This is a genomic window from Rhodococcus sp. IC4_135, assembly GCF_011602025.1.
GTDB classification, from domain to species: Bacteria; Actinomycetota; Actinomycetes; order Mycobacteriales; family Mycobacteriaceae; genus Rhodococcus_F; species Rhodococcus_F baikonurensis.
The window spans coordinates 1-11,239 of the sequence record NZ_JAAOLG010000069.1; the positions used below are offsets into that span (position 1 = coordinate 1).

The following is an 11,239-nucleotide window of genomic DNA, read 5'->3' on the forward strand; positions in this document are numbered from 1 at the left end:
CATCGGCCACCACCGGGAGGGTGTCCTCGCGGCGCGGCAGATCGGTGAGGTATACGACGATGTCTTCCTCTTCGGAGGACGGATCGACCGTGTCGATGATATCGGCGAAATCCGCTTGCTCGTCGGGCAGGTACGGTTTGCGGCGCACGCACGTCGTCCACCGGCGCTCGTCCCGGTCAGGGCTGCCCAGGCGTTCCGGCAGGTACTCCGCAATACGTTCGGCAAGAGCCGCTGGTTCGCCCGGATCCGCGATCAGCAGCACCGAGACCTGCTCACCCGCGGCACCGGAGCGCCCTCCCTGCAGGTGCTCGTTCGCCTTCACCGCCTTCGCGTACCCGCTCGGTCTGAGCCCAAACTCTAGGCAGTGGGGTGCGAGACGATCCACCACGCCCACGCGATAGGAAAGCGGAGCTGGAACGGGCCCGGCACCGACCGCGGATGCGGCCGTCGGTCACCCGGTCTCGTTTGACGCCGGCCACTCCCCGGGGATCGGACCTGCGTGGGAGGCGCGGACTTCGGGGTGGGGGCGCAGCGGTGGGTGCCGGGATCGACGGTGAGGTCCTCGGTGTCGGCGAAGATCAGCCCGCCCGTCGTCGAGCGCGATCGCCCACCGATGCGCCGGCGCCCAGCCGTAACCGGCGCCCCAGGTTCGGTCAGTGCCGCGAAGTCCTCGACGACCTCGCCGAGGTCGTCCGCTTCGGGCTTTCCGGCGGACCAGCACCCGGACGCCGATCGTCAACTCCGGGCCGCGCGCAAGCCTGTTACCGCTTCTAGTGGGCCATGGGCTGCACCCTTTCGCTCGGTGAAGTCCGGGGCTCGAAGCATAAGCACCTTCCCTGCAGCAGGCGACCCGAAGTGCCCGGACCAATCCGGCGATCGCCGGTTACTCACCGGTACAAATGCTTTGGCTCCCCCCGCCCCGGTTGCCACTTGCCAGATGGTGGTGCACCATCACTGCCGTGCGCAGTCCACGCTGGCCCGCGACCGCCCCACCGCCGTGCGGCGGTGACCGGGTGCACGGTCGCCGACTGCTGACCGTGCGCACTCACCTGACCCTTGAGCTGGTGCCGGATCACCGCGTACCCATGCGGGCTCGCGCTGCAGCTGGCCCTGAGCGCCACCGGCCGCCCGGCCCGGCGCGCTCTTGCACCAGACCCGCCCGCTGACCGACCCCGCGGATCCGTCGGCCCAGTGGTCCTACCTCGACGTGTGGGCCGGGACCGACGACCTCACGGTCGCTGACCCCTACTTTCCCCGCCCGGATCTCCACGCCACCGCCACCGGGATCTGCACCTTCCGCAGCGAGCCGCTGTACTGGCTCCCGGCACCGGCGCGGACGGTCACCCTGACCGCCGAATGGCCGCAGATCGGGTTGCCCGCGAGCCTCACCACGCTGGACCTGGCTGCGGTCGCAACCGTCGTCGACGCACCGCCCACCCTGATACCCAGGACGCCGATCAGTCTCCGCCATGCCGCCCGGCGCCGCGCAGCTCGGGATACCGGGCGGTCAGCCGGGCCACCCGTTGATGCACCTCGGAGAGTTGTCCCCGTGGCGGTCCTCTGTGCGTACTCCTCGGATGTTCTCGATTCGGGCGGTGAGTCCCTCGATCTCCTCGTCCAGCAGGTCGCGGAAGACCCAGGCTTGCGCGATATCGGGGTCGAGGTCGTCCTCGGTCGGTGTCATCCGGTGCTCTCTGCTCGGTGCGTCCGGAAACCGGGAGGGTGCGGCCGCGCGGAACCGGGAGGGTGCGGCCGCGCGGAACCGGGAGGGTGCGGCCGCGGAACGTGACGAGACTGCGCCGCGGCAATCCAGCGAGACATCGTTGCCGAGCCCGGCGACCGGCGTCAACCCGCCACTCCACTCCACGGTACGAACCACCTCTCACCAGACGTGATGTCAACCGCAGGGATCGTCGTCCCGAGGGACGGGTTCTCCGAAGTCGTCGGTGAGCTTGTCCCGAAATCCTGGAAATGGGACGCCATCCAAACCCCCGCCGGGATCCTGTGAAAGCCCAGGGCGGCGTGTCCCAGAAGTTAATTCCATAATTGTGTATCACAAGTTCGGTTCGAACATAACTTTCGGTACGCTCCAGGTGTGGAGTTGGGATACGCCCGGGTGTCGACGAGCAAGCAGGACCTCACCCGGCAGATCGACGCACTCGCCAAGGCGGGAATCGATCCGGCGAACATCTACGTGGACAAGAAATCCGGGACCACCACCGAACGCCCCGGACTACAGGCGCTGCTCGAATGCGCCCGCGGCGGTGACGTGATCGTGGTGCACACCCTCGACCGGCTCGGCCGCACCGTCCGCGACACCCTGAACCTGATCCACGACCTGCACCAGCGCGACATCGGCTTCCGCAATCTGGCCGACCCGGTCCGGATCGACTCGACGAACCCGGACGACCCGATGGGCCAGCTGGCGGTGGTGCTGCTGGCGCTGTTCGGGCAGATGGAACGCACGTACGCGGTCGAGCGAGCCGCGCACGCCCGCACCGTGGCCACCGAGAAGGGCCGCCGCACCGGCCGGCCCAGCGTGGTCAGCGACGCCCAACTCGCCTACGCCACCCAGCTACGCGAGGGCGGCGCCACCATCGCCGAGATCACCGCGAAGACCGGACTGACCCGCTCGACCCTATACCGGCATCTGCCGCCCCGACAGTCCGAGACGCTTACCGCCGACACCGACCCGGACGAGGAGAAGCCCTCGCCGTCACCGGATCCGGCGGCGCCGCCCCCGACGACGGGATCGGCATGCCCGACCTGCGGGTATCAACCCACCACGCGTCGGGAACTGGTCCCGCACCGCGCCGACCTCGCCACCGTCTGGCTGCACCTCGACAAACGCGAGCACCTGCACAAGGCGCGGCACTGTGCCCGCTGTCAACCGCACGGCCACGTCGTGGTGGTCAGCTGCTCGAGGTGCGGTGACGGCCCGCTGCTCACCGGCTCCTCCAGCGACGACCCACCCCGACCGGTCCTGGCGTGGCTTGAACGTCACGAATGGACCACTACTCCAGAACTCGTCTGCGGCAACCACAACACGCGACGGCGACTCGATATCGAACCCCGCAAACGTTGATGCTCGCCAGCGGTGGCCCCCAACGGTGAAGCGCTGGGGCAACCGCAGCTCGGCGAGTGCGCCGGATCGTCCGCGGGGCACCGAGTCCGATACCTGCCGATCTATGCCGAGAGGCGCGTGATCTTGGCGAGGGTGTCGCCTAGCTTGTCGGCCGCAAGGTCGAGCTCGTAGCGGTCCTGGATGTTGAGCCAGAACTGGGCGCTGTTGCCGAACGCCTTGGCCAGCCGCAGCGCGGTGTCTGCGGTGATCGACCGCTTGCCGTGCACGATCTCGTTGATCCGCCGCGGCGGCACACCGATGATCGTGGCCAGGCGGTTCTGCGTGATGCCGAAAGGCTCGAGGAAGTCCTCGCGGAGGATCTCGCCGGGGTGAATGGGGCTCAGGTCTGTAGTCATTGTCGGTGTTCCTTTCCGTGGTCGGAGGTGTCGGTTCCGGGTGGTCAGTGGTAGTCGGTGATCTCCACGTCGTATGCTGCGGTGGCGCGCCAGATGAAACAGATGCGGTATTGATCGTTGATCCGGACGCTGTACTGGCCCACCCGGTCTCCGGAGAGCTTCTCCAGGCGGTTGCCTGGGGGCACCCGCAGGTCGTTGACGTCGGTGGCCGCCTCGATCAACAACAGACGCCGGCGCGCGATCCGCTGAATGTCCTGCGGGAGCTTCTTCGAGAACTGCCGGCGAAAGACTCGCTCGGTCTCCTTGTCGGCGAACGATTCGATCACCTCACCACTATAACGTACTGCGTTAATAACGCGCAACGTTACACGCGCGTTCGAGCGTCGGGACCAGCGCCGCAGTCACCTGCGGTCTTGTTCTCCGGGCAACGTTTTGCCCGGCCCTGCACTGTGCACGACTCGAGCGTGCACCGCACGACGGCCGAGACCGATCAGTGCGCCAGCCGCCGGATCGCTACGGACTGCGGGTTGCCGGCGTCGGTTGGCGGCCGAATCGGGATGCCGTAGTCCTTTGCGATTCGGCTCATCCGCGACACGCTGCGCCCCACCTCGTGTCCGAGGTCCCGCAGGGTTCGCCGCTGGGTGACGTACTGGTGGTGAAACCATGCCGGATCGACCGGCGGGCCTCCGGCGCTCGGCGCGATGCCGTGGTGTCGGGCCAGCCGACCGGTCACCTTCCGGCTGGCTCCGATCATCGCGGCGATCTCGGCGAGGGTGCGGCGTTGGACGCAGTAGAGGTCGACGAACTGCGCCCGGCTCAACGTTTCCTCTGCGGCGGTCTGGGCGACGCGTCGTTCGAACCGCTCTGCGGCAGTGGGTGATGCGGGAGCGGGATGGTTTTCGAGGAGGTGGCGGATCACGTCGAGGGTGGTGGCCAATTGCCGCGCGATCTCCGACAGCGCGGTGTGTTCGTGGCGGGTCAGGTCGTGGAGGGCGGCGAGGTCCACGGCGGCGGGGTTGGGTCCGGGCAGTTCGAGCCCGTCGAGCAGATGCAGGGGTGGATGCCAGTAGACGGGTTCCTCGTCCAGTCCGTGGTCGTCGAGGAAGCGGCGGGCCGACTGGTCGAGCGGCCCGGACAGGGCGGGGGTGAGTGCGCGCGGAAATCCGGACAGTTTCGCGCGGACGTCGTAATCGTCTGCGAGGAACGGGGACTGGGACGCGGGGAGCCCGCTGAGTCGTTCGAACAGCAGGCAGCGGGCGAAGTCCGCCTTCTGGCCGGCGCCTGGGGGTGTGCCGGTCCGGCGGCATATCTGTTTCCACAGGTCCTCGGGTAGCAGGTCGCGGTAGTCCAGGCGCCGCCGCCGCTCGTAGTCGATCGGCGGCGGTTCCGCGCGGAGGTGGTCCGCCAGAAGGGTCAACGCGGTTAGGGTGTCGTCCCAGTGTGGGGCGTTCCGCAGATGTGCCAGTGTGCGGGTGACCCCGCCCGCGGGGACCGCTGATCCCAGGCGATCGGCGGCCTCGCCGACGGTGAGCGTGGTGCCCACCAGCAGTAGTGCCGTCGACAGGGCCGGGCGGACCTGCGCCGAACTGCACGGGGTCACCGTGCACCGCAGCGACCATTGCGGCCAGAGCAGGGTCGGGATGCGGCGGACGGCGTCGTCCACCGCGGTGGCGTTCGCCGACGGGCGGCTCGGGACGGGGGCGGCGCTGCGGTATCGCAGCTGATCGACGGCGCGGACGAATAGTGGCCGCAACGCGGCGACCTGGATGGCCACCAATCTCGTGCTGGTGGCGCTGCCCCAGTCGCCCATGACGCCGGCGTCGACCTGTCGGCCCAGCCGCCGACCGCCGTGCACCAGCCACCGCAGCGACTCGCCGGCGTCGGCGATATCGGACCGATCCAGTATGGCAGCGGCCGCGGTCACCGCGACGGCTGTCGCGATCGCCCCGCCGGCCCTCGAGAGTTCCGAGCGTCGTGTCGACGCCGGTGCTGATGATACGGACGACGACCGAATTCCGGTGAGCGCGTGAGCGAGGTCGGCGGGAACCCTGTCGGCGATCTCCTCGGCGGTGCCGTAGACAAGGATGCGGGAGGCGATGGCGTGCAGATCGGCCAGCACCGCGCGGGCCCCGACGGGGTGGTCGGCGTAGACACCGAACGTCCCGTGCCCGGCCGCGAGGACATCGAGCACCAGGTGCTGGGCCCGCAGCGCCGGGTGCCCCGGCGACAGCCGCATCACCGGTGCCGAGACCAGGTCGGCTCCGCACCGCGCGAGCCGACTCCGCCCAGCGGTGTCCGTACTCGGGTGTGGGCAGCGGCCCGGACTGGGAACGAGCACACCACTGGGTCGACGACGCGGCCGCTGGAAGGTCCCGCAGTACGGGCAGGTGTCGGCCAGCAGGCAGCGGTGTTCGGTGCAGGCGAAGACGCACCCCAGCCGCCAGTGGAGTTGCCACCGTCCACCGGACTCGGCCAGACAGTCTGGGCAGTACCGGGATCGGCGCCCGTTACCCCAGGGCCAGCCCCCGGACCGTCCCTTCCGGATCTCGAGGGACAGCGCGACGCCGTCGTAGCGAACCAAGGTCATCGCCTCGATGGCGGCCGCGGACAGTTCCGTGGCCGCGGCGATGGTGTTCACTTCTCCTGGGGCCAGGTGCATCGGCCACATGCTCAGGCGCTGAACCCTTCCCGAGGCACTCCGGTCCTCGTGGTGCAGGGCCGTGTCCAGGTCGACGAACGTCGTGTCGGTACGGTGCGCGATGGCCTCGAGCCAGGAATCGATTGCCTCCCCGGGCAACGGGGCCACCCGGATCGGCAGGGTCCGCACCGGTGTCATCGGCGGCGACGGGTGGGCCGGGTGGTGATGTGGCGCGCGTCGAGGGCGGCGGCGAGTTCTCGCCGCGCGGTCTCGGCGTCCTCGTCGTTGCTGACGGTGTCGAGTACGTCGGCATCGAGGCGTTCACGGCCGGTGACGATCGCGCGGTGACAGCCGCGGTTGATCAGCACCATCAACGACCCGATGTGGCCGGTGCTGCGGACGAACAGGTAGTCCGACAGGTCGTCGGCGAGCATGCCGGGGTACTTGTCGGCCAGCACCAGTCCCTGTTCGATCGCCAGCAGCATGGTCCGCCATTCACGGCGGCCGGTGTCGGTATCGATGACGAACGGCCGCATCCCCACCAGCGTGGTGCGCCGCGCCGTCTGCGCCTCGGCGAACAGGCCGCGTTCGGCCAGCCTGACCCCGATGAACACCACGGTGACCGGGAACTCGTTGGCGATGTACTTGAAATGGTTGCTGATCTCCACCCCGCTGGTGGCGTGCACGCGGAGAAAATGCAGATCATCGACCACCAAAAGCCTGGTCTCACACGAGGTCACACAGTCCAGGGCGCGACGGGACAGGTCGGCGCTGGTGCCGCGAGTGTTTCCGGGGTGGGCGTAGAACTCGAGCATCGCCCGGTTGAACTCCTTGAGCCCGGTGTTGCCGGTCAACCCGACCCGGCACACCGGCCACCGCTGGTGGCCATCGCGGGTGTGGGTGCCCTTGATCCGGATCTCGCGGCGGTGAAAATCCTTGGCGAACGCCAGGACCGATGTCGTCTTGCCCAGGCCGGGGTAGGCGTCGATCGCGACCGCGCCCTTGGCCTTGTCGCCGAACTGGAGGTTGCTGTCGACCACGGTCGAGAGTTGCTCGTGCAGCGTGGTCAGTTGCGGTGTCCGGATCGGGCCCAAATTGGCGTGCCACAGCTGCCGAAAATGGTTGTAGACCTCGGCGTCGTCCGCGGTGAGCGCCCGCAGCTGCCGGGTCAGCACCTCCGGCGCGACCAGGGAAGGGGCGTCGGCGAACTCGCGCCACCCCTCCTTGCGGGAGAGCGCCACGTTGCCCAGCGGCGCCAAGTCCTGCAGGTGCTGCCGGATCAGGGCGATCGTCACAGGTACTCCAGCGCATCGGCGTAGAAGTCGCCGTCGTCGGGCCGGTCCGGCTCGTCCTCGGCGTCGTCATCACCGACGTCGATCCCCTCCTCTGAGGCTGCGACCGTGGGTGCAGTATCGCCGTGTGACGGATCGAGATGACGCCTCACCGATGGCGGCCCGGTCACCTCGTTCGTGCGCGGCGGTTCGAGGTCGAGTGCCGCGTCCTCACGTGCCATACGCAACGCCATGCGCCGCTCGGTCATGCTCGACCCGAGGCCGAGATTCCAGCGCTCGAGCAGGTCGGCGACCGCGATCCGGTCGTCGGGGTAGGTGTACTTCGCCTTCGCCAACCGGCGGGCGAATGCCAACGCGTCCTCACTGAGCGGCATCTGCATCGACCGGGCATGCTCCCACTCGAGCGGATACCACCTGCGGGAGATCGGGTCCCGCAGGTAGATCCGGGTGATGTCGTCCGGGTCGACGTGCAGTGGCCACCACCGGCCCTTGCCCTTTCCCCGGTCCGGGTACGGGCTGGCACCGTCGCGGCACCCGAGCGGCAGGTCGCCGTGGTACCGGCGACCGTGCACCTCGAACCCGTAGTGCTGCAGGGTGCGCCACTCCACCTTGAGGAACTCATACCCCAGGTCAGGATCGCGGGGAACCTCGATGTAGCCGGCCCGGGCGATGCCGTGCTCGAACATCACCGCCGGCGACATCTTCACCGACGGCAGATGCGGATCGAGCAGGCTCTCGTGCGGCCGGTGGTGGTACACCACCGCCACCCACTCCCGGATGATCGCCTCCAACTCGTCGAGGTAGAAGAACGCCTCCGACTCCGGCGCCACCCCACGCGAATGCACATCCGGGCCCTTGTATCCGGGCAGCGCCTGCAACAGGTCCTCCCGGATGGTGCGGAAGAACCGCTCCACCGGCCCCTTGTCGCGGCCGGTCCGCAACCGGGCCGGCTGGATCGAGATCCCCATCCGCTGACACACGCTGGTCAGATGCTCGGAGACGTAGATCTTGCCGTGGTCGATCACGATGGTCTCCGGCGCCAGCGCCGGAGACGCAGCCCCACACATTGGCCCGTCGATCGCGTCGACGTCGACCAGCAGGGACCGGGGAATCCCGTGCTCGGGCCACACCGCATGCGCGGGCCAATCCTTGCCCGCCGGACGCGGCCGGAACGCCTGATACAACGTGGCCGCAGCATCGACCGCCTTCGTCGACACCGGCGTGAGCTGGATCCCGACGACACAGCGGGTGTACCAGTCCATCCCCACCGTCAATTCCGCCTGCACCCACCGCAAGGTCACCGGATCCAGGGCGAACACGTCCAGCCGGGTGGTGTCCATCAACAGGTACTCACCCGGCCGGGTCGGCCGCAGCTTCCCGTACGGTCCCTCCGGGCGGGCCGCGATGTCCCGATTGCGTTTGGTGCTCAACCGGAACGTCGGGTGCCCCCGCTCCAGCTCCTCGAGTATCCGGAACGCGGTGGCCCGCGACGGCAGCTTCACCACGCCCGCACCGAACCGGGCCACCACCCGGGCGTTTGCCCGCTCGATCACCATCGTCCGTGACGGCCGCGATTGATCGGTGTGCTCGACCATCACCTCCAACGCCGTCTCGATCCAGCGTTGGTCGCGGTGTTCCATCGGCGCGTTCCCGGCCGCTCTGCCCGATACGAGGCCGGCCTCGCCGCCGCGGCGGTAGTCACCGACCCAGCGCCGCAGTGTCCGCACCCCGATCTCGAGCTCCGCGGCCTTCGCCGCATACCGCTCAGTCAACGGCACCGTAGGGTCGTACTCGGCGCGCGGTTCTCCGCTCGCCGGCAGCTGCGCAGTGCCCGACCTGTACCCGGTCAGCACCTCGCGCACGTGCGCGGCCCGTTCGAGTACCTGGGTACGTTCGGGCTCGGTCAGCATCGCTGTCACGACGGAAGACAACTCGCCGGGATCGTCGGAGGACGGCCCGCCCTCATCGGGGATCACCCGCACATTCTCCGAGGTCAGCAGCTCTCGGACGGCAATGCGACGGATCTGACCGTTCGTCTTGGTTCTGAGCACGACCTCATTACTCGCCGCAGTTGCCATCATCTCGATCACCTCGACGATCTCACCGTCGTAGATGAACCGAGTCCCGACACCGACCCGCGTCGCTGCGCCACTCATGACGCGGTCCGCAACACGCTGGCGGTGGTCAACCTCTGGGTCATGTCCACACTGAACTCCTGCCGCCACAGCAGATGAAACAGTGCCGCCCGTACAGACGGTGCCGGATAGGCAGACACCGCAGACAGTGCTTCTTCAATCCTGATCCCCTCCCACACTGCACTTCTGACCGCGGCGAGCACATCCGGATCGAAGAACCACGCCCGCCGATAGCCGGCGAGGAACCGCACATTCTCCAGCTCGATCGGAGGGGGCTCGCTCCACACCTCGTAGCGCCATCCCCGTGCGGTCAACACCGACCTGGTCCACTCGAACGTGAACGCCACCGTCTTCGACGCCAACTGCCGGCGAGGTTTCACATCCACGATCACCGGTCCAGCGTTTGTCAGCAGTAGGTAGTCCGGAATGTGTCGGCGTTCCTTGCCGCCGACGGAGCAGCTCAGCAGAAACGGCTGCGCGGCAATGCGCTGCACCCCCACATCGAAGTCCGCGAACAGTAGCCGTGCCAGCTCCAGCCGCGACTCGTAGATCACATGATCGGACTCGGTCGCAGCCCAATAGGTACCCGAATAGTGCTGCTGACCTGCATACCAGCGAAAGGTCCGCCACGGCGTGGAGGCAACGACGTCGTCGACCGCGACCTCATCGAGTGGTCGGATCTCCTCGGCGCCGTCCCCTACGTGGCGGCGCGACAGCTGCGCCGCACCCAGATTCCATGACCCGGCACGCGGTTTCGCCGATCCAGCGACCGTAGCGTTCCCCATCGCGGTATCTCCCCGCATCGGAAGTACTCGGTTGGATCATCCACCCGTTATCCGCGCCCACCACGTAGCCACGCCGAGACAATCTCACTCAGATGGCCAACTGGCCACCGAGTGGCCATCTCGCGTGAGATTTGGCCAAGGTTCTCGAGACCCTACAATGCTCCGCTGCGCTCCGCTCTGTAGAAGCGAAAAGATCCTTTTTCCTTTCTGTCCTTCCGATCCTGATCGACGGCGGTCCCGGCGCAACCCCTGGCGGCTTCGCCGGCCTCCGGCTCCGAAAACTTTTTCAAAGACGCTTCGCTGAAAAACTTTGCGGCCCAAGCATTGCGCCGTGCCCTCATACCGCCGATCCGGAGCTCCATGTCAGAACGGAAAAAAATTGTCAGGGGCCACCGAGAGGGTCCGGACACCAACGAAAGGTCAAGTCAGTGAACGGTTACGACTTCGAACAAGGCAAAGACCACGACGCCGCGACCATCCATTACGCCGGACTGACTTGCGGGTGCGGTGACTACTCCTGCCCTCGCATGCACGACGACGCCGCGCAGTGCGTCAACGCCGAGTAACGACAACCACCCACCAACCTCGAGCAAAGGAAAAACGATGAGCAACGAGACGAACTGCGATTGCGGCCAAACCTCCTGCCCTGCAATGGCAGACGGCACGCAGATGTGCAGCTACCCGGACCCCGGCGACTACGCCTGCACCGCGCAAAGAGCTGGCGACGAGGACTGCATCTGCGGTTGAGCGACCCGCCACCCACCACCCACCACAAAGGAGCCCCACATGAGCACCGAAACCGACACCCTCGCACCCGCGCTTGTCGCCGTTGTCGAGGCGACCGCAGCGCTCGATGCAGCGATGTTCGACCGCCGCCGCGAAGGGTTCATCGACGTCACCGCCCTGGTC

At 67.8% G+C, this 11,239-nt stretch carries 9 protein-coding genes and 2 pseudogenes; 3 read left to right on the top strand and 8 right to left on the bottom strand.

Translation table 11 applies throughout. The features are described 5' to 3' along the window. Both G8767_RS34375 and G8767_RS36655 read right to left on the bottom strand, forming a co-directional pair. Positions 1 to 322, bottom strand: a pseudogene (locus tag G8767_RS34375) (hypothetical protein); the annotation flags it as partial. A 185-nt stretch (positions 323 to 507) separates the two neighbouring features. Further along, positions 508 to 721, bottom strand: a pseudogene (locus G8767_RS36655) (hypothetical protein); the annotation flags it as partial. Positions 722 to 1,144: 423 nt separating this feature from the next. On the opposite strand from G8767_RS36655, the gene G8767_RS36660 reads away from it, so the two are divergent. Then, entirely contained in the window at positions 1,145 to 1,789 is a 645-nt protein-coding gene (locus G8767_RS36660) for a hypothetical protein (RefSeq protein WP_306300990.1), read from the top strand. A 306-nt stretch (positions 1,790 to 2,095) separates the two neighbouring features. Further along, the gene (locus G8767_RS34395; RefSeq protein WP_005569266.1) at positions 2,096 to 3,085 is read left to right on the top strand and encodes a recombinase family protein; all 990 of its coding nucleotides are present in this window, start codon (positions 2,096 to 2,098) and stop codon (positions 3,083 to 3,085) included. Positions 3,086 to 3,186: 101 nt separating this feature from the next. Here G8767_RS34395 and G8767_RS34400 read toward each other — a convergent pair whose 3' ends face one another. From G8767_RS34400 to G8767_RS34425, 6 genes are all read right to left on the bottom strand, one after another. Further along, complete coding sequence (locus G8767_RS34400) at positions 3,187 to 3,480, bottom strand: HigA family addiction module antitoxin (RefSeq protein ID WP_003943405.1); 294 nt, start codon at positions 3,478 to 3,480, stop codon at positions 3,187 to 3,189. A gap of 44 nt (positions 3,481 to 3,524) precedes the next feature. Beyond that, a complete protein-coding gene (locus G8767_RS34405) occupies positions 3,525 to 3,806 on the bottom strand; it encodes a type II toxin-antitoxin system RelE/ParE family toxin (RefSeq protein WP_003943404.1) in 282 nt (93 codons plus the stop codon). Positions 3,807 to 3,970: 164 nt separating this feature from the next. Further along, on the bottom strand, positions 3,971 to 6,316 hold the full coding sequence (locus G8767_RS34410; RefSeq protein ID WP_166814176.1) for a TniQ family protein: 2,346 nt from the start codon (positions 6,314 to 6,316) through the stop codon (positions 3,971 to 3,973). Next, positions 6,313 to 7,413, bottom strand: coding sequence for a TniB family NTP-binding protein (locus G8767_RS34415; RefSeq protein ID WP_003945389.1), 1,101 nt, complete (start codon positions 7,411 to 7,413; stop codon positions 6,313 to 6,315). The genes G8767_RS34410 and G8767_RS34415 overlap by 4 nt, the downstream gene beginning before the upstream one ends. Then, the gene (locus G8767_RS34420; protein WP_003945387.1) at positions 7,410 to 9,566 is read right to left on the bottom strand and encodes a DDE-type integrase/transposase/recombinase; all 2,157 of its coding nucleotides are present in this window, start codon (positions 9,564 to 9,566) and stop codon (positions 7,410 to 7,412) included. Before G8767_RS34420 ends, G8767_RS34415 begins: the two co-directional genes overlap by 4 nt. Then, the gene (locus G8767_RS34425; protein ID WP_003945394.1) at positions 9,563 to 10,330 is read right to left on the bottom strand and encodes a TnsA-like heteromeric transposase endonuclease subunit; all 768 of its coding nucleotides are present in this window, start codon (positions 10,328 to 10,330) and stop codon (positions 9,563 to 9,565) included. The genes G8767_RS34420 and G8767_RS34425 overlap by 4 nt, the downstream gene beginning before the upstream one ends. Positions 10,331 to 10,758: 428 nt before the next feature. Here G8767_RS34425 and G8767_RS34430 point away from each other — a divergent pair, with 428 nt between their 5' ends. Next, positions 10,759 to 10,896: a hypothetical protein gene (locus tag G8767_RS34430; RefSeq protein ID WP_003945382.1), complete on the top strand. Its 138-nt coding sequence runs from the start codon at positions 10,759 to 10,761 to the stop codon at positions 10,894 to 10,896. Positions 10,897 to 11,239 lie beyond the last annotated feature (343 nt).

Excerpts from the sequence above, each read along its gene's own strand:
- G8767_RS34400 (WP_003943405.1), bottom strand. The coding sequence starts at position 3,480 with ATGACTACAGACCTGAGCCCCATTCACCCCGGCGAGATCCTCCGCGAG.
- G8767_RS34410 (WP_166814176.1), bottom strand. The coding sequence starts at position 6,316 with ATGACACCGGTGCGGACCCTGCCGATCCGGGTGGCCCCGTTGCCCGGG.
- G8767_RS34420 (WP_003945387.1), bottom strand. The coding sequence starts at position 9,566 with ATGAGTGGCGCAGCGACGCGGGTCGGTGTCGGGACTCGGTTCATCTAC.
- G8767_RS34425 (WP_003945394.1), bottom strand. The coding sequence starts at position 10,330 with ATGGGGAACGCTACGGTCGCTGGATCGGCGAAACCGCGTGCCGGGTCA.